Here is a 22,822-nt window from a genome sequence, read left to right on the forward strand (position 1 = left end):
TGTTCAATCAATTTCACTTCGATCCGTGCGCAAGGTATAGTGCACACCTAAGCTTTTTTAACCCCGAAAGAGGAGTACTGCATGTCCATCATCAACACCGAAATCAAGCCGTTCAAAGCAACCGCTTACCACGCAGGCAAGTTCATCGACCTGACCGAAGCCGACTTCAAAGGCACGTGGTCGGTCCTGATGTTCTACCCGGCGGACTTCACCTTCGTCTGCCCGACCGAACTGGAAGACCTGGCTGCTTTCCAGCCGGAATTCGACAAGATGGGCGTGAAAGTCTATGGCGTGTCGACCGACACCCACTTCGCCCACAAGGCATGGCACGACACGTCGGACGCGATCAAGAAGGTCAACTACCCGCTGATCGGCGACCCGACCGGCCTGCTGTCGCGTAACTTCGAAGTCATGATCGAAGAAGAAGGCCTGGCCCTGCGCGGCACGTTCGTGATCAACCCGGAAGGCCAGATCAAGGTCATGGAAGTGCACGACAACGGCATCGGCCGCGACGCGTCGGAACTGCTGCGCAAGGTGAAGGCAGCCCAGTACGTCGCATCGCACCCGGGCGAAGTCTGCCCGGCCAAGTGGACCGAAGGCGCCGCAACGCTGAAGCCGTCGCTGGACCTGGTTGGCAAGATCTAAGAAGGAACGTTTGGTGGGCGGAGGCCGCCCACCCTACGGCAGTAGTAGGGTGGGCACCCTGTGCCCACCGAACGGTCTGGACCGCGAGGGGCGGTCGGGACCGCCCCCTCCCACGAGCCCAACCGGAATGGGTCCGCATAGATAAACAGGCGATCTCGCTAGTCGATCTGCCTTCCAGATTCACTATTTAGATTGGATGGATGCGTCCGTGACGGACCGCATCGGCCTGAACACGACTGAACGAAAGGATACGATCATGCTCGAACAAGAACTGAAAAACCAACTCGCCGGCTACCTGCAACGCGTCCAGCAGCCATTCGAGCTCGTTGCCTCGCTGGACGACAGCGACACGTCGAAGCAGATGCTCGACCTGCTGCAGACCATCCAAAGCCTGCGCGCCGACAAGATCACCCTGCGCACCGACGGTAACGACCAACGCAAGCCGTCGTTCAGCTTGAAGCGCGCCGGCACCGACATGAACCTGCGCTTCGCCGGCCTGCCGCTGGGCCACGAGTTCACGTCGCTCGTGCTGGCCCTGCTGTGGACGGGCGGTCATCCGCCGAAAGTCGAGGCCGAGACGATCGATGCGATCAAGGCACTGGACGGCGACTACGACTTCGAGATGTACATGTCGCTCACGTGCCATAACTGCCCGGACGTCGTGCAGGCGCTGTCGCTGATGGCCATCCTGAACCCGCGGGTGAAGACGACCGTGATCGAGGGCGGCGCGTTCCAGGCCGAAGTCGAGTCGCGCAAGGTGATGGCCGTGCCGATGGTGTTCCTGAACGGCGAGCTGTTCGGCTCGGGCCGCATGATGATCGAAGAGATCGTCGCCAAGCTGGACAAGGGCGCCGGCGCCCGCGACGCGGCGAAACTGGACGCGAAGGATCCGTACGACGTGCTGATCGTCGGCGGTGGTCCGTCGGGTGCGGCGGCGGCCGTGTACGCGGCACGCAAGGGCATCCGCACGGGCATCGCGACGGAGCGCTTCGGCGGCCAGGTGAACGACACGATGTCGATCGAGAACTACATCTCCGTGCTGGAAACGGACGGCCCGAAATTCGCCGCCGCGCTGGAAGCCCAGGTGCGCCACTATGGCGTCGAGGTGCTGACGCAGAACACGGCCGCGAAGATCATCCCGCCGGGCGCGCCGGGCGAACTGGTCGAAGTGCAGTTCACGAACGGCGGTTCGCTGAAGTCGAGCACCGTGATCCTGTCGACGGGCGCGCGCTGGAGGAACGTCAACGTGCCGGGCGAACAGGAATACAAGAACGCCGGCGTGAACTACTGCCCGCATTGCGACGGCCCGCTGTACAAGGGCAAGCGCGTCGCGGTGATCGGCGGCGGCAACTCGGGCGTGGAAGCGGCGATCGACCTCGCGGGCATCGTCGAGCACGTGACCCTGCTGGAATTCGCGCCGCAGCTGAAGGCGGACGCGGTGCTCGTCAACAAAGTGGAAAGCCTGCCGAACGTGACGATCCACGTGAACGCGCAGACGACGGAGATCACCGGCGACGGCAGCAAGGTCAACGGCATCAAGTTCAAGGATCGCTTGAGCGGCGAGGAACGCCTGGTGCAACTGGCCGGCGTGTTCGTCCAGATCGGCCTCGTGCCGAACACGGAGTTCCTGAAGGGCACGGTGGAGCTGTCGCGCTTCGGCGAGATCGTCGTGGATGCGCACGGCCGCACGAACGTCCCGGGCGTGTTCGCCGCGGGCGATGCGACGACGACGCCGTTCAAGCAGATCGTCATCGCGGCGGGCGAGGGGGCGAAGGCGGCACTGTCCGCATTCGACTATCTGATCCGGATGCCGGTGGCCGTCGAGGCGGCGTAACGGGAGTCTGGCCCGGCGTTCGTCCGGGCTGTTGCAGAGGCAGCGTTTCCGCGAGGGCGCTGCCTTTTTTATCGCCGGGTGGCGGCCGCGGTGCGTGCATGCCGCCGCCGCTGCCCGTCGCGCCGTTCGTAGCGGACGGCGGCCGGCACCGGCCGCGCGCCCGTGCCGTCCAGCCCGAATTCGAGCACGTGGCGCAGTGAGCGGACGGTGACGGGTTTCGTGACGGTGGCGCTGAACTCGTCGTACTGCGGGGGGAAGGGCTCGTCCTCGTCGACCAGCAGGATCGTGGCCGTATCGGGGCCGAGGCGGGACATTTCGCCCGGCAGCGCGCGGCGTTCTCCGCTCGCGTGCGACTTTGCCGTGAGGACCACGTCGAAGTGCAGCGCCTGCATGGCGTTCAGCGCGGCCTGGGCCGTCGTCGTCTCGGCGACGACGTAGCCGAGCGATTTGAGCAGGGTGGCACTGTGGCGGCGTGCGGCCGCGTCATCGTCGTATAACAGGGCGTACTTCATGGATGAGTCCTCCTGCCTCAGGTGTGGTGCTCCTCCCGTGTTGTTCAACTGCTAATTTGTAACAATGATGAAAACGGGTGTGCGGACGCGCCGACACGACGGCGGCGCCGGCGCGCGTCGCGCAAAGAGAGAGTCGGCCGGGGCGTACGCAGCGCACGCGCGCCCGGCGGGCGTCGGGATGAGAGCGCGGCGGCATCAATGGAAGAACAGCGGCGCGAAGCCGCCGAGCGCGTCCGTTTCACACAGCAGCCACGTCGCCATGCTCGTGAGGGCGACGTAGGCTGCGGTCCAGGCCGTGGGGAAGAAGCGGATCATGATGAACCTCCAGGTGCCGAATGCTGGGAAATGTTGATCTCATCTTAGATCGTGTGCATTCTGGAAACTATCGGCTGCCAATCCGTGGCGCTGTAGGAATAAGCCTCGTCACCGTGTATGAGCCGTCGTGGTAGCCCGTCGTAGCGATCCTACGGTCGCTGTAGGTTGCGTCCTATGGCGTGTGGCCGTGCTCAGGCTTACAGTCGTCCATCATGACCACACACGACCCCAAGCTCCTGCACAAGGGTGCCCTCGCGGTACGCCGCAATACCATCCGTCGCCTGCTGCAGAATGTATTCGGCATCGAGCACCTGCGCGACGGCCAGCAACGCGTGATCGACAGCGTCCTCGACGGCAAGGACACGCTGGCGATCATGCCCACCGGCAGCGGTAAATCGCTGTGCTACCAGATCCCCGCGCGCATCCTCAGCGGCATGACGGTCGTCGTCTCGCCGCTGATTTCGCTGATGAAGGACCAGCTGGAGAAACTCGAGGAACTCGGCATCCGCGCCGAGCAGGTCAACAGCAGCCTGTCGGCGGACGAGGAGAGGGCGGCGCTGGCCGCGATCCGCGAGGCCCGCTGCGAGATCGTGTTCTGCACGCCCGAGCGCCTCACGATGCCGGAATTCGTCGACGTGCTGGCGGGCGTGAAGATCGCGCTCGTCGTCGTCGACGAAGCCCACTGTATCTCGCAATGGGGCCACGATTTCCGCCCGGCCTACCTCGAGATGGCCGGCGCGATCGATGCGCTGGGCCGCCCGCCCGTGCTGGCGTTGACGGCGACGGCGACGGAAGACGTGGTCGACGACATCGGCCGCCAACTGAACCGGCCGCGGATGAACGTCATCAACACGGGCATCTACCGCCCGAACCTGCAATATGCCGTCGTGCAGGTGACGAACCCTGACGAAAAACTGCAGGAAGCGCTGCGCCTCGTGCGCGAAACAAAGGGGACGGGCATCGTCTACGCGGCCACCGTCAAGGCGGCCGAGGAGATGTACCAGGTGCTGCTGGACGCCGGAGAATCCGTCACGCTGTACCACGGCAAGCTGGCAGCCAGCGAGCGGCGCGCGAACCAGGACTTGTTCATGAGCGACGAGCGGCGCGTGATGGTGGCGACGAACGCGTTCGGCATGGGCATCGACAAGCCGGATACGCGCTTCGTGATCCACCTGCAGATCCCCGCGAACCTGGAAGCGTATTACCAGGAATCGGGCCGCGCGGGCCGCGACGGCCGCGACGCCAGCTGCACCCTGCTGTTCCTGCAGGACGACAAGCGCGTGCAGCAGTTCTTCCTCGTGAAGCACTACCCGACGGCGGACGAGATCCGCGCCGTGCACGACGCCGTGCGCGACCTGGCCGAGAACGAGACGGCAACGCCGGAGCGCGTCGAGGACGTCGTGGGCGATCTCGCGGGGCCGCACGTGAAAGTCTGCCTGAAGCTGCTGAAGGATGCGAAGCTGCTGCGCCAGAACCGCAAGCTCGCCTACCTCCCCGGCAGCGCGCAACCCAGCGATAAACTGTTCGCGGCGCTGGCCGAGGTCTACCGCCAGAAGCAGGAGCGCGACAAGGAAGCGCTGGAACAGATGGTATCGTATGCGGTGAGCGGTTTCTGCCGCTGGAAGCTCCTGCTCGACTATTTCGGCGACGAAGTCGAAGGCTTCGAGAAGTGCTGCCGCTGCGACAACTGCCTGAATCCGCCGGCCGCCGTGCTGACGGAAGAGATAGAAATCCGCGACGACGAATTCGATCGCGAACCCGACGCGGATGCTCCGCCCGCGCCCGCGTTCGACGTGGGCGCGCGCGTGACGGTGCCCAAGTATGGCGAGGGCATCGTGCTCTCGGCCACCGGGGACCAGGTCAACATCGAATTCCCGGACGGCGAGCAGCGCGCCTTCGTCGCCGATTACGTGACACCTGCCTGAGGAGGGACGCCAGCCGCATGGGAGACATGGTCGTCGTACGCAAGGAAGGCCTGTATTGTGTGCCGGGCCAGTTCTACATCGACCCGTGGCGGCCGGTGGACCGGGCTGTCATCACCCATGCGCACGGCGACCACGCGCGCTGGGGCCACAAGCACTACCTCGCGTCCGCGCAGAGCGTGGGCATCCTGAAGTCGCGCCTCGGCCAGGACATCAACATCGAGGGGTTGGCCTACGGCGAACGCATCGTCCACAACGGCGTGACGATCTCGCTGCACCCGGCTGGGCACGTGCTGGGGTCCGCCCAGATCCGCATGGCGTTTGGCGGGGAGGTGTGGGTCGCGTCGGGCGACTACAAGGTCGAGCCGGACGCCACCTGCGCGCCGTTCGAGGCCGTGCGCTGCCACACGTTCATCACGGAATCCACATTCGGCCTGCCGATCTACCGCTGGGACCCGCAGCAGGACGTGTTCGACGACATCAACCGCTGGTGGCGCCGCAACGCGGACGAAGGACGCACGAGCATCCTCTACGCCTACGCGTTCGGCAAGGCGCAGCGGCTGCTCAGCGGGCTCGATCCGTCCATCGGCCCCATCGTGTGCCACGGCGCCGTCGAGCCGTTGAACCGCGTCTACCGCGAGGGCGGGGTGGCGCTGCCGCACACGCAGATGGTCAGCGAGACGGAGAAGGCGGACTTGAAGAAGGCGCTCGTGCTGGCGCCACCGTCCGCATCGGGCTCGCCGTGGACGCGCCGCTTCGGCGACTACAGCGACGCCTTCGCCAGCGGCTGGATGCTGCTGCGCGGCGCGCGCCGGCGGCGCGGCGTCGACCGCGGCTTCGTGCTGTCCGACCACGCGGACTGGCCCGGCCTGATGGAGGCGATCCACGCGACGGGCGCGCACCAGGTGATCGTCACGCACGGCTCGATTCCCGTGATGGTGCGCTGGTTGTGCCAGATCGGCCTCGATGCGAAAGCGTTCGACACGGAGTATGGCGAGGAGGACGACGAAGCCGTGACTGCCACGCCGGGCGAACCGCAGGCGCCGCCGGAGGCAGCGCAGGAGGCGAACGATGCGTGAATTCGCCCGCCTGTACGCGGAACTCGACGAAACGACCGCCACCAACCGCAAGCTCGAGGCGCTGCAGAATTACTTCGCCAGCGCCGCGCCGGAAAACGCCGCGTGGGCCGTGTACTTCCTCGCCGGCGGCAAGCCGCGCCAGGCCGTGCCGAGCAAATTGATGCGCCAGTACGCGATCGAATACGCAGGCCTGGACGACTGGCTGTTCGACGAATCGTACGCCGCCGTCGGCGACATGGCGGAGACCATCGCCCACATCCTGCCGCCGCCGAAGCGCCACAGCGACGTGGGCCTGGCAACGTGGATGGAAGAGCGCATCGGCCCGTTGCGCGGCGCCGATCCGGGCACGATCCGCGCGGCGCTGTTCTCGTACTGGGACGAACTCACGTGGCGCGAACGCTTCCTGTTCGTGAAGCTGATCGGCGGCGGGTTTCGCGTCGGCGTGTCGAAGCTGCTCGTCACGCGCGCGCTGGCCTCGATCGCCGCCGTCGACTCCAAGCTGATCGCGCAGCGCCTGATGGGCTGGACGGACGGCCGCGTGAAGCCGACGGCGGCGGGCTTCCTGCAACTGATCGCCGGGGAGTCCCCCGACGAGAACCGGCTGCGCGGCGGCCAGCCTTATCCGTTCTTCCTCGCGCACCAGTTGCAGGGCGACCCCGCTGCGTTAGGCGACATGCACGACTGGCAGGTCGAGTGGAAGTACGACGGCATCCGCGCGCAACTCGTGCGGCGCGGCGGCCAGAACTACCTCTGGTCGCGCGGCGAAGACCTGATCACGGAACGCTTTCCCGAATTGGCGGGTTTATCGCTGCCGGAAGGGACGGTCGTCGACGGCGAAGTGCTGATCTGGACGACGGGCGACGCACCGGCGCCGTTCGCCGACCTGCAGAAGCGCATCGGCCGCAAGACCTTGTCCGCGAAACTGCTGGCCGAGCTTCCCGCCGTGCTGCTCGCGTACGACCTGCTGGAACTGGACGGCGTCGACACGCGCACGCTGCCGCAGCACGAACGCCGTGCATTGCTGGAGACGCTCGTCACGGGCGCCGCGCAGCCGCGGCTGCGCATCTCGCCGCTCGTGACGGCCGACAGCTGGGATGACCTCGGCAAGCTGCGCGCGGAATCGCGGGCGCGTGGGGTCGAAGGCATGATGCTGAAAGCACGGAACGCACAATACGGCGTGGGCCGCACGAAAGACGTGGGCACATGGTGGAAGTGGAAGATCGATCCGTACGCCGTCGACGCGGTGCTGATCTATGCGCAGGCGGGCAGCGGCCGGCGCGCGTCGCTGTACACGGATTACACGTTCGCCGTGTGGGACGGCGAGGGCGAGGCGCGCAAGCTCGTGCCGTTCGCGAAAGCCTACTCCGGCCTGACGGATGCGGAGATCGCGCAGGTCGACAACACCGTGCGCAAGACAACGATCGAGAAGTTCGGGCCCGTGCGCTCGGTGCGCCCGACGATGGTGTTCGAGATCGGCTTCGAGGGCATCGCGCTGTCCACGCGCCACAAGGCCGGCATCGCCGTGCGCTTTCCGCGCATCCTGCGCCGGCGCGACGACAAGACGGTCGAGGAAGCCGATACGCTCGACACGTTGAAAGGCTTGCTGGGAGCCGTCACGCCATGAGCAAGACGCAGGCGGAAGCGGCCATCGACGCCTGGTTCGCGGCGCGTGGCTGGAAGGTCTTCCCGTTCCAGCGCGCCGTGTGGAAGGCGGCGGTGGCCGGCGAATCGGGCCTCTTGCATGCCAACACGGGCGCGGGCAAGACGTACGCTGTTTGGTTTGCCGCGATGCTGCGCGGGGCGAATCGCAGCAGGCGCGCCAACACTGGCCTGCGCGTGCTGTGGATCACGCCGATGCGCGCGCTCGCCGCGGACACGCAGCGTTCGCTCGAAACCTCGGCGGCGGAACTGGGCGCCGCGAGCCCGGACGTCATCGGCACGTGGAGCATCGGCGCGCGCACGGGCGACACGGGCGCGGCCGAGCGCGCGCGCCAGTCGAAGTCGCTGCCGGGCGCCTTGATCACGACGCCGGAAAGCCTGTCGCTGCTGCTGTCGCACGCGGCCGCGCGCGACCAGTTCAAGCACCTCGACATGATCATCATCGACGAGTGGCACGAGCTGATGGGCAGCAAGCGCGGCGTGCAGGTGCAGTTGGCGCTCGCGCGGCTCAAGCGCTGGAATCCGGGCCTCGTCGTGTGGGGTTTGTCGGCCACGATGGGCAACCTGGCGGAAGCGCGCGGCGTGCTGCTGGGCGATCCGGACGGGGGCGTCCTCGTCGAGGGCGATTTGAAAAAACAGATCGTCGTCGACTGCCTCGTGCCGGACGGCGTCGCGCGCTTTCCGTGGGCCGGGCACCTGGGCCTGCAGATGCTGCCGGCCGTCATCGCCGAGATCGACCAGCACGAGGCCACGCTGGTCTTCACGAACACGCGCTCGCAATCGGAGCTGTGGTACCAGAACATCATCGAAGCGCGTCCCGACTGGGCCGGCCTCGTCGCGCTGCACCACGGTTCGCTCGACCGCGAGGTGCGCGAATGGGTCGAGACGGGCCTCAAGCGTGGCGACTTGAAGGCCGTCGTGTGCACGGCGAGCCTGGATCTCGGCGTGGATTTCCTGCCCGTCGAGCGCGTGCTGCAGGTCGGCAGCGCCAAGGGCATCGCGCGCCTGCTGCAGCGGGCGGGGCGCAGCGGGCACGCGCCGGGCCGCATCTCGCGCGTGACGCTCGTGCCGACGAACAGCCTGGAATTGCTGGAGGCGGCCGGTGCCAAGCGCGCCGTCGCCACGCGCCGCATCGAGGCGCGGCTGGTGCCGAACAAGCCGTTCGACGTGCTCGTGCAGCACCTCGTCACCGTCGCGCTGGGCGGTGGCTTCCGCGCCGAGGACTTTTACGAGGAAGTGAAAAGCGCGTGGTCGTATCGTCACCTGACGCCGGAGGAGTGGCAGTGGGCGCTGGACTTCGTCGCGCGCGGCGGCCAGAGCCTCACGGTCTATCCGGAATACAAGCGCGTGCTGCCGGACGAGGAGGGCGTCTATCGCGTGCCCGACGTCAAGATCGGGCGACGCCACCGCATGGGCATCGGCACCATCGTGTCGGACGCGCAGATGCAGGTGAAATACGTGAGCGGCGGGCGGATCGGCAGCGTCGAGGAATCGTTCATCGGTCGCATGAAGCCGGGCGACCGCTTCCTGTTCTCGGGCCGCATCCTGGAACTCGTGCGCGTGCACGAGATGACGGCGTATGTGAAGCGTTCGGACTCGACGCGCGGCGCCGTCAGCCGCTGGATGGGTACCAAGATGCCGCTGTCGTCCGAGCTCGCGCATGCGGCGCTGGAAGAACTCAAGCTGGCCAGGGAGGGCATCTACGACGGGCCGGAAATGCGCGCGCTGCAGCCGCTGCTGGAGATCCAGGCGCGCTGGTCGGCGCTGCCCGACAGCGACGTGATGGTCGTGGAAAGCATGAAGAGCCGCGAAGGCTATCACCTGTTCATGTACCCGTTCGCGGGGCGGGCCGTGCATACGGGGCTCGCGTCGCTGTTCGCGTTCCGCGTGGGGCGCATCATGCCCAGCACGTTTTCCGTCGCCGTCAACGACTACGGGTTCGAGCTGCTGTCGCCCGAAGCCGTCGACTGGGCCACCGTGTTCGCGGGAGCGACGGGGGAGGACGTCGGCTTGTTCGACACGTCGCATCTGCTCGAGGACGTGCTGGACAGCCTGAATGCGACGCAGCTGTCGCAGCAGCGCTTCCGCGAAGTGGCGCGCATCGCGGGGCTGATCTTCCAGGGCTATCCGGGCCAGCACAAGTCGATGCGCCAGGTGCAGGCGTCGTCGTCGCTGTTCTTCGAAGTCTTCCGCAAGCACGACAGCGGCAACCTGCTGCTCACGCAGGCCGAGCGCGAAGTGCTGGAGCAGGAACTGGAGCTGACGCGGCTGCGCGACACGCTGGTCGAGTTGCATGCGCGCCGCGTCGCGTTTTGCGAAGTGAAGCGCGCCACGCCGTTCGGCTTTCCGCTGATGGTCGAGCGTTTCCGTGAAAAGGTCAGCACGGAGAAGCTGGCGGACCGCGTCGCGCGCATGGTGCGCGAGCTGGAAAAGGCGGCGGAGGTATGAGCAGCGTGAGCAGCGTCACCGTCGACGTCGGCGGCGAGCAGCTCGTGCTCCTGCCGCAGAAGGCCGTGTACTGGCCGCGCGAACGGATGCTCGCGATCGCCGACATCCATTTCGGCAAGGCGGCCGCGTTCCGCTCGTTCGGCATCCCCGTGCCGCGCGGGACGACGAGCGAAAACCTCGATGCGCTGGACGCCCTGATCGATGCGACGGGCGCGCACCACGTGCTATTCCTCGGCGACTTCCTGCACGCGCGCGCGGCGCACGCGGCAGGCACGCAGGCCGCGATGCTCGCGTGGCGCCGGCGCCGCTGCGATCTCGTGCTGACGCTCGTGCGGGGCAACCACGACAAGCACGCGGGCGACCCGGCCGCCGTGCTCGGCATCGACCTCGTCGACGAGCCGTACACGGTCGGCCCGATGTCCTTCTGCCACCACCCCGACCTGGACGCGCCAGGTTACGTGCTGGCCGGCCACGTCCACCCGGTGTATGTCTTGGCGACACGTTTCGACGCATTGCGCCTGCCGTGTTTCGTGGTAGGGCCTCGTAGGATGATTCTTCCTTCGTTCGGATCTTTTACCGGCGGGCACGTCATGCGTCCCGAGCCCGGCGATCGCATCTTTGTGTCCTCCGGGGAAGCCGTGCACAGCGTTCGGCAACGCACCGAACCCGGCGGGAGCGCGGCGTAAGCTGATCATATCGACAACAAGATTCGCCGGAGGACCCCATGGCAACAACCCGACAGACCTTGGCTGCGGCCGTCGTGGCCGCGCTGCCTCTCGTCTCGCTTCCAGTTTCGGTGCCCGTGCACGCGCAAGAGCATCCGCGCGCGGCCCGGCTGGCACCGCGCATCGACGGCTTCAACGTGGACGAAGTGCGGCGCCTGGAACCGGGCACGGAACTCAACTTCGACCTGTACGGCACGCCGGGCGGCTACGCCACCTTGCGCATCGACGGCGCCACGCGCAACCTGACCTTGACGGAAACGTCGCCGGGCACTTACCAGGGCACGTACACGATCGGCACGCATGACCGCATCAATCCGGCCAGCGCCGTCACCGCCAACCTGCGCGTGAACAATATGGTCACGACCCGGTTGCTGGCGGAATCGCTCGTGCGCGGTCCCGGCCGCGACGACGCCATCGACCGCACGGCATCGAACATGCCGCACGTGGAGCGCTTCGACGTGCGCGGCAGCGACGACCTGGGGCCGGGCAACGAGTTGAAATTCACGGTACGCGGTACGCCGAACGCGAAGGTCGAGGTGCAGATCGCCGGCACGCGCGGCATCTTCTTCCTGCCCGAAGTGCGCCCGGGCGAGTACAGCGGCCTGTACACGATCCGCCGCGATGACCGTATCGCGCCGGACGCCGCCGTGACGGCCACGATCCGCGCCAACGGCCGCTATTCGACGGCGACGCTGGGCCAACCGCTGATGGCGGGCGGCAGTGGCCAGGGCATCAATCCGCCGGGCACGCAGCCGCGCGTGGCGCGCTACTGCACGAATTGCGCGACGGTGGAAGCCGTCAACGTGGTGCAGGTCAGCGGCGACGGCAGCTACCTGGGCACGGGCGCGGGCGCCGTCGTCGGGGGCCTGCTGGGCAACCAGGTCGGCAGCGGCAGCGGACGCACGGCGGCCACCGTCGCCGGTGCCGTGGGCGGCGCCCTCGCGGGCCGCGAGATCGAGCGCAACGCGCGCACGAGCCAGCGCTACGAAGTCGTCGTGCGCTATCCGAACGGTGCCACGCAGACCATTCCTTACGAAAACAACCCGGGCTTCCGCGTCGGCGACCGGGTGAAGGTTGCCGACGGCGTGCTGATCCGCGACTGAGCGGGCGTGCAAGACAGAAAGCCGGCTTCCGCGAGGAACCGGCTTTTTTTTCGTTCGACTTGCAGATGGCGGGCGCGGCCGCCGGGCAATCAGACCGTGGCGAGGACCTGGCCGTCGCCCGAGGAATCCGCGTCGGCCTTGTGCTTGGCGTTCTGCTTGGCACGCGAGCGCGACGGCGGCAGGCGGCGCAGCGTCTTGAGTGCGTCCGGATCCTTGATGCCGATGGTGCGCTGGTCGACCGTAATGAGGCCGATTTCATTGAACGCGGACAGCGTGCGGCTGACCGTCTCGAGCGTCAGGCCGAGATAGCTGCCGATTTCGTGGCGGGTCATGCGCAGGTTGAACAGCTTGCTCGAATACCCCATCGCGGCGAAGCGTTCCGCCAGCGAGATCAGGAACCGGGCCACGCGCGCTTCCGCCGACAGGGCGCCCAGCATGCCGATCATGGCCTGCTCGCGCACCAGTTCGCGGCTCATCACGCCGTACATCAGGTTCTCGAGCTCGGCGTGCACGCGGCCGAGCGCCGTCAGTTTCTTGAACGGCACGAGGATCAGGTCGCAGTCGGACAGGGCGACGGCTTCCGATGCGTAGTGGCGCGTGTGGATGCCGTCGACGCCGAGCATGTCGCCCTTCATCGGGAAGCTCAGGACTTGTTCATTGCCGAATTCGTCGATCAGCACCGTCTTCAGGAAGCCCGAGTTGACGATGTACAGCGTGTCGAACGCCTGGCCGATCGTGTGTACGCGCTGGCCGGTTTTGAACTGCACGTGCTGGAACAGCAGCTCCTCCGTGTTCATCGATACGGCGGCCGGGATGTGGAGCAGGTCGCAGACCTCTTTCAGGTTCGACCAGAGACGGCCCTGGCGTTGGCGTCCCGCTTCCATCTGTGACGAGTGCAGGGTCGACGGTGCGGCATTGCGTTGTTCTGAAGTTAGCGGGGACTGCATACTCATCTCCAGGGTTTAGGATTTCAAAGAAGCAAGCTGCGGTCCGGTCGTGCCGTTGCGGTGCCTGGCATCGCGCTGAAGGCTGGATACGGATATGGACCGTAGGCAAGTCGAAACGCTGAAGTCAGTATGCCAACACGAGTCCGGCATTAATATCAGCAACGGCTGAATGTGCAGTAGGAGGGCGCGTCAGTGTGTAGGAATTTTCTTACTGCTGATGGCGCACCGAGAGAGAAAGCGGGTGAAGGCGGGGTAGGACAACGGGAGCGAACCGCCCTGCATGGCGAAGAAAGTCGCCGGGACAGGGCACAAATAATGTCGTCGAATGTCAAATCTGTTTCGTGCGCTGTTTCGTGCGGCCCCGTCAGGCTTTCATCGGCGCCAGCAGCCGGTGCGCGACCGCGTACTGGACCATTTCCGACAGCGATGTCATGCCCATTTTCTGCATGATGCGCGTCTTGTGCGTGCTGACCGTCTTGACGGACAGGTGCAGGTTGTTGGCGATCTCGGTAATCGATTTGCCGCCCACGAGAAGGGAGAATACCTCGAATTCGCGGTCGGAGAGCTGCTTGTGCAGCAGCTGTTCGTTCGGGGCCATGATGTTCAGCGCCAGTTGTTCGGCGACTTCCGTGCTGATGTACGGCCGGCCGCCCGCCACCTTGCGGATCGCGCCGACGAGCTGCGTGCCCGCGCTTTCCTTCGTCAGGTAGCCCTGGGCGCCGGCGCGGATGGCGCGTACGGCGTACTGCTCTTCCTCGTGCATCGTCAGGATCAGGATCGCGAGCTTGGGCGCCTCGCTGCGCACCTGGCGGATCAGGTCGACGCCGCTGCGGCCCGGCATGGACAGGTCGAGCAGCAGGAGATCGAAGCCGCCCTGGCGCACCAGCGACAGCACTTCGAAGCCGTTGGTGGCCTCGCCGACGATCTCGATGTCGAGTGCGCCGTCGAGAATACGCTTGAGACCCTCGCGCATGATCGTGTGGTCGTCGGCGATGACAATGCGAATCATAAAGTATCCGTATGGATCAATTGTAAAATAGAAGGTAAAAAGATATCACAGCGGCAACACTGCCGTTGCCTTTTTTTGCACGACGCGGCGACTCCCGGTATGACTCAGGTGCCGGGCTCCCGGATCAGGCGGTGCACGAGCACGGGTTTGGTCGTATGGGACAGCACCTTGTTGGTTACGCTGCCGAGAAGCAACTGTCCCCAGCCACTGCGGCCGTGCGAGCCCATGAAGATCAGGTCACAGTGTTGCTGTTCCGCCACGTCGACGATCTTCAGCGCCGCCGCGTCGGAAAACGCCGTCATGCACGCATGCTTGAGACCGCAACCTTCCGCCGAGCGCATGACCGACCCCATGTATTCCAGACCCAGGCGCTGCATCTGCTCGACGTATTCCTCCTCGCTGGGGTAGGCGGGAGGCACGATCTCGACATACACAGGGTACTGGTACTCGGGCGCGACGAACAGGGCGAGTACTTCCGCGCCCATCTGTTGAGCGAACTTGACCCCGGCGCAGGCGGTATGTTGCGATACCGTCGAGCCGTCGGTGGTGATCAGAATCTTCTGGTACATGGTGAGTCCTCCCTCACGTCACGCTACACTCCCATTGTAGTTCGCGTTGGCCTTCTTGGCAGAACGTAAATGGTTGATCTTGCTCAGTGATATGCTCGGCCAGTCGCGGGCAAATACCGCTTGTCACAAATTCCATCGCGATAAAAAAATACAACAGATACTTTGCGAAATTATTCAAAAATGGCTGTAAAAGATTGTCGACAGGCCAAGATTACCCACTATTCAGCAACGCGGGCATTTCAGAAGATTTACCTACGGCAACCACACTGATACACTCGTCGGAAATTCTTACCGTCAGTGTAATGACGGCAGCCGTACCGCACACAGCAAAGACATCGCGACATTTAAATTATGGAGAAGCAGGGACTATGACCGACGCCGCTGACGATTTCGACGCACTATTCGAGGAAGTGGCAGCGCAGCGTGCCAGCGCACCCGCAGCCGCTCCATCTCCCGCCCCCGAGCCCGCTGCCGGCGGCGACAGCGGCGACACGGACGACCTGGAGGCCTTGTTCGACCAGGTCGCGGCCACCAACGCGCCGGCGCCGGCCGTCGTGCCGGCACCCGCTACGCCCGTCGCCGCGGCGGCCGAGCAGCCGGTCGGGGAAGAGCATGAAAAAGGCATGTACGAGCGCCTCGGCGGCATCGTGCGCCTGCTGCACGACTCGCTGCGCGAGCTGGGCTACGACAAGGCCTTGACCGAGGCATCGTCCCAGATCATGGACGCGCAGGACCGCCTGGAGTACGTCGCCACCCTGACGGAACAGGCGGCCAACAAGGTCTTGAACACGCTGGACGACGGCATGCCCGCCCAGGACCTGCTGTCGAAGCAGGCCAAGGACATGGAAAACCGCTGGGACGACCTGTTCTCGGGCAAGCTCTCGATCGAACAGTTCAAGGCGCTGGCCGGCGACTCCCGCCAGTTCGCCCAGATGGTGTCGGCAGCAACGGAAGCCGAGAAGGCACGCCTGCTCGAGATCATGATGGCCCAGGACTTCCAGGACATCACCGGCCAGCTGATCAAGAAAGTGGTCATCATCACCAAGACGGTCGAGAACGAGCTGACCCAGTTGCTGAAGGACAGCGCGCCGCCCGACGTCAAGGAAAAGCTGGCGCAGAAACAGGCCGCACAGGAACAGCCGCAGCCGCTGATGTCGGGTCCGTCGGTGCCGACCGTGGCGCTCGACCAGGACAGTGTCGATGACCTTCTTGCCGATCTGGGATTCTAATGGATGAAATGCTCAAGGATTTCGTCGTCGAGGCGATGGATCTTGCAGCGAATGTTGAAGAGCATCTGCTGCACCTCGAACGCGATCCCAACAACAAGGAAACGCTGAACGCGGTGTTCCGCTCGTTCCACACCATCAAGGGTGGCGCGGGTTTCATGGGGCTGCCTGCGCTCGTCGCCGCCTGCCACCTGACGGAAAACCTGTTCGACGCGCTGCGCACCGGCGCGGCCCCCGTCACGCCCGCCGCGATCGAAGCGTCGCTGCAGGCGTCCGGCTTCGTGGCCGACCAGCTGAGCGACCTGAACAACGGTGCCACGCCGGACCAGCTGCCGCAGATGCCGGCCGACCTCGAGCGCATGCTCAAGGAAGCGATCGCCGGCAAGGACGCCGCGCCTGCGCCGAAGGCGGCACCGGCTCCGGCCGCGCCGACGCCGGCTCCGGCCGCCGCGCCGGCACCGGTGGCAGCGCCCGTCGCCGCCCCGGCCGCCGCGCCAGGCGCCGACGGTCTCGACTGGGAAGCGATGTACATGGCCGTCGTCCCGCCGGGCACGTACACCCCGAGCGCTGCACCGGCCGCCGCGCCAGCCGCGGCGGAGGCGGTCGCAGCACCCGCGCAGGCCGCGCCGGCCGAAGCTGCCGCCGCCGGCAAGCCGGGCTGGGACGGTGTCGAGCGGCGCAACGAAGCCAAGCCGGCCGCAACCGGTCCCGCCAAGGACGAGAGCATCCGTATCGACGCGGTCAAGCTGGACGCGCTGCTGGAAGTCGCGGGTGAATCCGTGCAGGCCGCGAACCAGGCCGCCGTGCTGCTGGAGCGCCTGTCGCAGTTCAAGTTCGAAGGGCAGGCCGCCACCTTGATGGCCACGTTGACGGAAACGCTGGAGCGCGCATCGCGTTACTCGGCCGAGCTGCAGCGCGCCACCCTGGCGACCCGCATGCAGCCGGTCGGCCGCCTGTTCCAGAAATTCCCGCGCCTCGTGCGCGAGCTCGCGAAGGACCTCGGCAAGGACGTCGAGCTGACCATCGAAGGCGCCGAGACGGAAGTCGACCGCGTCGTCGTGGACAGCCTGTACGACCCGCTCGTGCACATGCTGCGCAACGCGCTGGACCACGGCGTCGAGGGTCCGGAAGACCGCGTCGCCAACGGCAAGCCGGCCAAGGCCTTTATCCTGCTGAAAGCATGGCAGGAAGCGAACAGCGTCATGATCGTGCTGCAGGACGACGGGCGCGGCATGGACCCGGCCAAGCTGCGCAAGAAGGCGCTCGAAAAGGGGCTGATCGGCGACAACCAGGCCACCAGCGACGACGAAGCGTACCAGCTCGTGTTCCTGCCGGGCTTCTCGACGAAGGAAGTGGCGTCGTCGGTCTCGGGCCGCGGCGTGGGCATGGACGTGGTCAAGACGGCCGTCGAGAAGAACCGCGGCGCGATCCGCATCGACTCGAACCTGGGCCGTGGCACGAAGTTCTCGATCCGCCTGCCGATCGAACTGTCGATCGTGCCGACCATGCTCGTGTCGACGTCGGGCGCGCAGCTGGCGCTGCCGATGGCCGTCGTCGAGCGCGTCGTCGAACTGCCGGAAACCTTCATGCAGGTCGGCGGTGCCCCGGTGCTGAAGGACCAGGGCCGTCCGCTGCCGGTGCGTTCGCTGGCGCTGTCGCTCGGCTACGAGGAATGCGTGGAGCGCGTGGGGATCGTCATCAACGCCCCGCAGCCGTACATCATCGCGGTGGAAGCCGTCGACGGCACGGCCGACCTCGTGATCAAGCCGATGACGGCGCTGAACGTCGACGGCATCACGGGTACGGCGCGCTCGGCCGAAGGCTCGCTCGTGCTGGTCGTGGGGCTGTCGTTCCTGATGGATGGCTGCCGCACCACGGTCCGCCTCGCAGCATAAACGACGCCGACGGCGCGAAAAGCGGATATCCGCTTTTCGCTTGCTACAAAGCTACGAAAAGCCTGCGCAGGAAATGCGCAGGCTTTTTTTATTTGCATGTCGGGATGGTCGTCCAAACAAAATTTTTGTAACGACGAGTTCATTGGAATAATCATGCTCGCAGGGCATTGCTTCCGCATTGCACAAATATGGCATAATCAAAGACCATGCCCGCATAAGCGGTCGTTTCACTGGATTTGACATGTTAAAAACGCTCTACGACAAACTTTGGGATTCGCATGTCGTGCGTGCCGATGCGGATGGCACCACCGTGCTGTATATCGACCGTCACCTGGTCCACGAAGTCACCAGCCCGCAGGCGTTCGAAGGCCTGCGCGAAGCCGGTCGCCCGCTATGGCGCACTTCGGCCAATCTTGCCGTAGCCGACCACAACGTGCCGACCACCGACCGCTCGCACGGCATTGCCGACCCCACGTCGCGCCTGCAGGTCGAGACGCTGGACAATAACACCAAGTCCTTCGGCGTCACGTACTTCAACATGAACGACAAGCGCCAGGGCATCGTGCACGTGATCGGGCCGGAGCAGGGCGCCACGCTGCCGGGCATGACGGTCGTCTGCGGCGACTCGCACACGTCCACGCACGGCGCGTTCGGCGCGCTGGCGCACGGCATCGGCACGTCGGAAGTCGAGCACGTGATGGCCACGCAGACGCTGCTCGCGAAGAAATCGAAATCGATGCTGGTGCAGGTCGACGGCGACCTGCCGGCCGGCGTGACCGCGAAGGACATCGTGCTTGCCGTCATCGGCAAGATCGGCACAGCCGGCGGCACGGGCTACGCCATCGAATTCGGCGGCTCGACGATCCGCGCGCTGTCGATGGAAGGCCGCATGACCGTCTGCAACATGGCGATCGAAGCGGGCGCGCGCGCCGGCATGGTCGCCGTCGACGACACCACGATCGACTACGTCAAGGGCCGTCCGTTCGCGCCCGTCGGCCCGCAGTGGGAACAGGCCGTCGCTTACTGGCGCACCCTGCACACCGATCCGGGCGCGAAGTTCGACTTCGTCGTCCAGCTGAATGCCCAGGACATCCGTCCGCAGGTGACCTGGGGCACGTCGCCCGAGCAGGTCACGACGATCGACGGCCGCGTGCCCGATCCGGACAAGGAAAAAGACCCCGTCAAGCGCGACGCGATGGAAAAGGCGCTCGTCTACATGGACCTGAAGCCGAACACCGCGATGGAAGACATCCGCATCGACAAGGTGTTCATCGGTTCCTGCACCAACTCGCGCATCGAAGACCTGCGCGCCGCCGCCGTCGTCGTGCGCGGCCGCCAGCGCGCGTCGAACGTGAAGCTGGCCATGGTCGTGCCGGGTTCCGGTCTCGTGAAGGAACAGGCGGAGCGCGAAGGCCTCGATGCGATCTTCAAGGCCGCCGGCTTCGAATGGCGCGAACCGGGCTGCTCGATGTGCCTGGCGATGAACGCCGACCGCCTCGAACCGGGCGAGCGCTGTGCGTCGACGTCGAACCGCAACTTCGAAGGCCGCCAGGGCCAGGGCGGCCGTACGCACCTGGTGTCGCCGGCGATGGCCGCGGCAGCCGGCATCGCGGGCCATTTCGTGGATGTTCGTAAAATCTGATAAACAGTAGGGTGGGCACCCCGTGCCCACCATGCGTTTCGTAATCGCATACATTGGTGGGCACGGGGTGCCCATCCTACGACCATATGAAAAAGATCATTGTTCTCGCACTCATCGCAATCGCTGCAGCTGGCTGCAACACCATCTCCGGCGTCGGCAAGGACGTGCAGAAAGTCGGCCAGGTCATCACGGGCGCAGGCGGCAAGTAAGGATTAGGAACCATGGATAAATTCACCGTACACGAAGGAGTGGTGGTCCCGCTGGACCGGGCCAACGTCGACACCGACGCCATCATTCCGAAGCAGTTCCTCAAGTCGATCCGCCGCACCGGCTTCGGCCCGAACCTGTTCGACGAATGGCGTTACCTCGACCACGGCGAACCGGGCATGGACAATTCGAAGCGCCCGGTCAATCCGGACTTCGTGCTGAACCAGCCGCGCTACGCGGGCGCGTCGATCCTCCTGACCCGCAAGAACTTCGGCTGCGGCTCGTCGCGCGAGCACGCGCCGTGGGCCCTGCAGCAATACGGCTTCCGCGCCATCATCGCGCCGAGCTTCGCCGACATCTTCTTCAACAACTGCTTCAAGGGCGGCCTGCTGCCGATCGTGCTGGACGAAGCGAAAGTCGAGCAGCTGATGAACGAAGTGAAGGCCTTCCCGGGCTACAAGCTCGTCGTCGACCTCGAGAAGCAGACCGTGGGCACGCCGGACGGCCGCCTCGCGTTCGAATTCGCCATCGACGACTTCCGCAAATACTGCCTGCTGAACGGCCTGGACGACATCGGCCTCACCTTGCGCCACGCCGACGAGATCCGCGCCTTCGAAGAGCGCCACCTCCGTGCGCAGCCGTGGCTCGCCAACACCATCTGAACGAGAACAAGACATGAAGATTGCCATTCTGCCGGGCGACGGCATCGGTCCCGAAATCACCGCGCAAGCCGTCAAGGTGCTGAACGCGCTGGGCGAATCGTTTGAACTGGAAAGCGCGGAAGTCGGCGGCGCCGGCTATGCCGCCCATGGTCATCCGCTGCCGCAGGGTACGCTGGCACTCGCGAAAGCGGCGGACGCCGTGCTGTTCGGCGCCGTCGGCGATTACAAGTACGACGCGCTGGAGCGCGCGCTGCGTCCGGAACAGGCCATCCTCGGCCTGCGCAAGGAACTGGGCCTGTTCGCGAACCTGCGTCCCGCGATCCTGTATCCGGAACTGGCCGGCGCGTCCACCCTGAAGCCGGAAGTGGTGTCGGGCCTGGATATCCTGATCATTCGCGAACTGACGGGCGACATCTATTTCGGCAAGCCGCGCGGCGTGCGCGAATGCCCGGACGGTCCGTTCGCGGGCCAGCGCGAAGGCTTCGACACGATGCGTTATGCGGAAGGGGAGATCCGCCGCATTGCCCACGTCGCGTTCCAGGCCGCGCGCAAGCGCGACCGCCGCGTGACGAGCGTCGACAAGGCCAACGTGCTGGAGACGTTCCAGTTCTGGCGCGACATCGTCACGGACGTGCACAAGGAATACCAGGACGTCGAGCTCGAACACATGTACGTCGATAACGCCGCGATGCAGCTCGTGCGCGCGCCGAAGAAGTTCGACGTGATCGTCACCGGCAACATGTTCGGCGACATCCTGTCGGATGCGGCCGCGATGCTGACCGGCTCGATCGGCATGCTGCCGTCGGCTTCTCTCGATGCGAACAACAAGGGCCTGTACGAGCCGTCGCACGGTTCGGCACCGGACATCGCAGGCAAGGGCGTCGCGAATCCGCTGGCGACGATCCTGTCCGCCGCCATGATGCTGCGCTTCTCGCTGGGCAAGGCCGAACAGGCCGATCGCATCGAGAACGCCGTCAAGAAGGTGCTCGCGCAGGGCCTGCGCACGCCGGACATCTACGAAGAAGGCACGACACGCGTCGGCACCGAGCAGATGGGTGACGCGGTCGTCAACGCGTTAGATTGAAATAACGTTACGTTCAAAGGTGGGCACCCCGTGCCCACCAATTGCGTGAACTAAGGAATACGCCGAACGGGGCGGAGTAAATTCAAACGAGGGATTAATCATGAAATTAGTAGGTCTGGTTGGTTGGCGCGGCATGGTCGGTTCGGTCCTCATGCAGCGCATGCAGGACGAGGGCGATTTCGCCCACATCGAGCCGGTGTTCTTCACCACCTCGAATCCGGGTGGCGCTGCGCCTGCAATGGCCAAGAACGAAACCACGCTGAAGAGCGCAACCGACATCGCCGAACTGTCGAAATGCGAGATCATCATCTCGTGCCAGGGCGGCGACTACACGACCGAAGTGTTCCCGAAACTGCGCGCCAGCGGCTGGAACGGCTACTGGATCGACGCCGCGTCCACGCTGCGCATGAACGACGACGCCGTCATCGTGCTCGACCCCGTGAACCTGAACGTCGTCAAGGACGCGATGACGCGCGGCGTGAAGAACTTCATCGGCGGTAACTGCACCGTGTCGTGCATGCTGATGGGCCTGGGCGGCCTGTTCAAGCACGACCTCGTCGACTGGATGACGTCGATGACGTACCAGGCCGCATCGGGCGGCGGCGCGCAGCACATGCGCGAACTGCTGACCCAGTTCGGCACGATCAACTCGTCCGTCAAGCACCTGCTGGACAACCCGGCATCGGCGATCCTGGAAATCGACCGCGGCGTGCTCGCGACGCAGCACGGCCTGTCGGCAGAAGAAACGAAGCAGTTCGGCGTGCCGCTGGCCGGCAACCTGATCCCCTGGATCGACAAGGACCTGGGCAACGGCCAGTCGAAGGAAGAGTGGAAGGGCGGCGCCGAGACGAACAAGATCCTCGGCCGCAACGCCGCTGCTGGCAGTGTCATCCCGGTCGACGGCCTGTGCGTCCGCATCGGCGCGATGCGCTGCCACTCGCAGGCGCTGACCATCAAGCTGAAGAAGGACGTCCCGCTGGACGAGATCAACGACATCATCGCGAACGACAACCAGTGGGTGAAGTTCGTGCCGAACACGCGCGAAGCGTCCGTGCGCGACCTGACCCCGGCCGCCGTCACGGGCAGCCTGACGATCCCGGTCGGCCGCGTGCGCAAGATGTCGATGGGCCCGGAATACATCTCCGCGTTCACCGTCGGCGACCAGCTGCTGTGGGGCGCCGCCGAGCCGCTGCGCCGTATGCTGCGCATCGTCCTGGACAAGTGATGTAAGCTGCGCCTGCGGGCGCGGGAAAGAGGCGGCCGCGGGCCGCCTTTTTCATTGTTGGGCCGCCTGCGATGGATTATCCTTTCGTGCTGTCGAACTGACACGGGATCATCC

General features: G+C 65.5%; 19 protein-coding genes. 15 read left to right on the forward strand and 4 right to left on the reverse strand.

Annotation, left to right across the window (positions count from 1 at the left end; genetic code table 11):
- The first annotated feature begins 81 nt into the window (after window positions 1-81).
- Both ahpC and ahpF read left to right on the forward strand, forming a co-directional pair.
- Window positions 82-645, forward strand: a complete 564-nt coding sequence (ahpC, locus tag HAV22_RS19585; protein ID WP_166861448.1) for an alkyl hydroperoxide reductase subunit C — start codon at window positions 82-84, stop codon at window positions 643-645.
- Window positions 646-901: 256 nt separating this feature from the next.
- Complete coding sequence (gene ahpF / locus HAV22_RS19590; RefSeq protein ID WP_166861450.1) at window positions 902-2,479, forward strand: alkyl hydroperoxide reductase subunit F; 1,578 nt, start codon at window positions 902-904, stop codon at window positions 2,477-2,479.
- Between the two features lie 68 nt (window positions 2,480-2,547).
- Here ahpF and HAV22_RS19595 read toward each other — a convergent pair whose 3' ends face one another.
- The gene (locus tag HAV22_RS19595; RefSeq protein ID WP_166861451.1) at window positions 2,548-2,991 is read right to left on the reverse strand and encodes a response regulator; all 444 of its coding nucleotides are present in this window, start codon (window positions 2,989-2,991) and stop codon (window positions 2,548-2,550) included.
- Between the two features lie 527 nt (window positions 2,992-3,518).
- On the opposite strand from HAV22_RS19595, the gene HAV22_RS19600 reads away from it, so the two are divergent.
- From HAV22_RS19600 to HAV22_RS19625, 6 genes are read left to right on the forward strand one after another with little or no spacing between them, the layout of a single operon-like run.
- On the forward strand, window positions 3,519-5,231 hold the full coding sequence (locus tag HAV22_RS19600; protein ID WP_166861452.1) for a RecQ family ATP-dependent DNA helicase: 1,713 nt from the start codon (window positions 3,519-3,521) through the stop codon (window positions 5,229-5,231).
- Between the two features lie 17 nt (window positions 5,232-5,248).
- The gene (locus tag HAV22_RS19605) at window positions 5,249-6,307 is read left to right on the forward strand and encodes a ligase-associated DNA damage response exonuclease (RefSeq protein ID WP_166861453.1); all 1,059 of its coding nucleotides are present in this window, start codon (window positions 5,249-5,251) and stop codon (window positions 6,305-6,307) included.
- Window positions 6,300-7,931, forward strand: coding sequence for an ATP-dependent DNA ligase (locus HAV22_RS19610; RefSeq protein WP_166861454.1), 1,632 nt, complete (start codon window positions 6,300-6,302; stop codon window positions 7,929-7,931). The genes HAV22_RS19605 and HAV22_RS19610 overlap by 8 nt, the downstream gene beginning before the upstream one ends.
- Window positions 7,928-10,414: a ligase-associated DNA damage response DEXH box helicase gene (locus HAV22_RS19615; RefSeq protein WP_166861455.1), complete on the forward strand. Its 2,487-nt coding sequence runs from the start codon at window positions 7,928-7,930 to the stop codon at window positions 10,412-10,414. Before HAV22_RS19610 ends, HAV22_RS19615 begins: the two co-directional genes overlap by 4 nt.
- Complete coding sequence (gene pdeM, locus HAV22_RS19620; RefSeq protein WP_166861456.1) at window positions 10,411-11,100, forward strand: ligase-associated DNA damage response endonuclease PdeM; 690 nt, start codon at window positions 10,411-10,413, stop codon at window positions 11,098-11,100. The genes HAV22_RS19615 and pdeM overlap by 4 nt, the downstream gene beginning before the upstream one ends.
- A 38-nt stretch (window positions 11,101-11,138) precedes the next feature.
- Window positions 11,139-12,242: a glycine zipper 2TM domain-containing protein gene (locus HAV22_RS19625; protein WP_166861457.1), complete on the forward strand. Its 1,104-nt coding sequence runs from the start codon at window positions 11,139-11,141 to the stop codon at window positions 12,240-12,242.
- 89 nt (window positions 12,243-12,331) lie between these two features.
- On the opposite strand, the gene HAV22_RS19630 is transcribed toward HAV22_RS19625, so the two are convergent.
- The 3 genes from HAV22_RS19630 to HAV22_RS19640 form a co-directional block, all read right to left on the reverse strand.
- Window positions 12,332-13,126: a Crp/Fnr family transcriptional regulator gene (locus tag HAV22_RS19630; RefSeq protein WP_166861590.1), complete on the reverse strand. Its 795-nt coding sequence runs from the start codon at window positions 13,124-13,126 to the stop codon at window positions 12,332-12,334.
- A 427-nt stretch (window positions 13,127-13,553) separates the two neighbouring features.
- Window positions 13,554-14,198, reverse strand: a complete 645-nt coding sequence (locus HAV22_RS19635; protein ID WP_166861458.1) for a response regulator — start codon at window positions 14,196-14,198, stop codon at window positions 13,554-13,556.
- A 104-nt stretch (window positions 14,199-14,302) separates the two neighbouring features.
- Window positions 14,303-14,767 (reverse strand): universal stress protein, encoded by a 465-nt coding sequence (locus tag HAV22_RS19640; RefSeq protein WP_166861459.1) that lies wholly within the window; start codon window positions 14,765-14,767, stop codon window positions 14,303-14,305.
- Window positions 14,768-15,135: 368 nt separating this feature from the next.
- On the opposite strand from HAV22_RS19640, the gene HAV22_RS19645 reads away from it, so the two are divergent.
- The 7 genes from HAV22_RS19645 to asd all read left to right on the forward strand — a co-directional run bounded on the left by HAV22_RS19645 (window position 15,136) and on the right by asd (window position 22,708).
- Window positions 15,136-15,996, forward strand: coding sequence for a protein phosphatase CheZ (locus HAV22_RS19645; RefSeq protein WP_166861460.1), 861 nt, complete (start codon window positions 15,136-15,138; stop codon window positions 15,994-15,996).
- Window positions 15,996-17,888 carry a chemotaxis protein CheA gene (locus HAV22_RS19650; protein ID WP_166861461.1) on the forward strand — a complete coding sequence of 631 codons (1,893 nt, stop codon included), beginning with the start codon at window positions 15,996-15,998 and terminating at the stop codon, window positions 17,886-17,888. Before HAV22_RS19645 ends, HAV22_RS19650 begins: the two co-directional genes overlap by 1 nt.
- 241 nt (window positions 17,889-18,129) lie before the next feature.
- A complete protein-coding gene (gene leuC, locus HAV22_RS19655) occupies window positions 18,130-19,530 on the forward strand; it encodes a 3-isopropylmalate dehydratase large subunit (protein WP_166861462.1) in 1,401 nt (466 codons plus the stop codon).
- Between the two features lie 86 nt (window positions 19,531-19,616).
- On the forward strand, window positions 19,617-19,739 hold the full coding sequence (locus tag HAV22_RS19660; RefSeq protein WP_081983893.1) for an entericidin A/B family lipoprotein: 123 nt from the start codon (window positions 19,617-19,619) through the stop codon (window positions 19,737-19,739).
- 12 nt (window positions 19,740-19,751) lie between these two features.
- The gene (gene leuD, locus HAV22_RS19665; protein ID WP_166861463.1) at window positions 19,752-20,399 is read left to right on the forward strand and encodes a 3-isopropylmalate dehydratase small subunit; all 648 of its coding nucleotides are present in this window, start codon (window positions 19,752-19,754) and stop codon (window positions 20,397-20,399) included.
- Between the two features lie 13 nt (window positions 20,400-20,412).
- Complete coding sequence (gene leuB, locus HAV22_RS19670; RefSeq protein WP_166861464.1) at window positions 20,413-21,483, forward strand: 3-isopropylmalate dehydrogenase; 1,071 nt, start codon at window positions 20,413-20,415, stop codon at window positions 21,481-21,483.
- Between the two features lie 100 nt (window positions 21,484-21,583).
- Complete coding sequence (gene asd / locus HAV22_RS19675) at window positions 21,584-22,708, forward strand: aspartate-semialdehyde dehydrogenase (protein ID WP_166861465.1); 1,125 nt, start codon at window positions 21,584-21,586, stop codon at window positions 22,706-22,708.
- The last annotated feature ends 114 nt before the right edge of the window (window positions 22,709-22,822 follow it).

The sequence above is a fragment of the Telluria antibiotica genome (genome assembly GCF_011682055.1).
Classification (GTDB): Bacteria; Pseudomonadota; Gammaproteobacteria; order Burkholderiales; family Burkholderiaceae_D; genus Telluria; species Telluria antibiotica.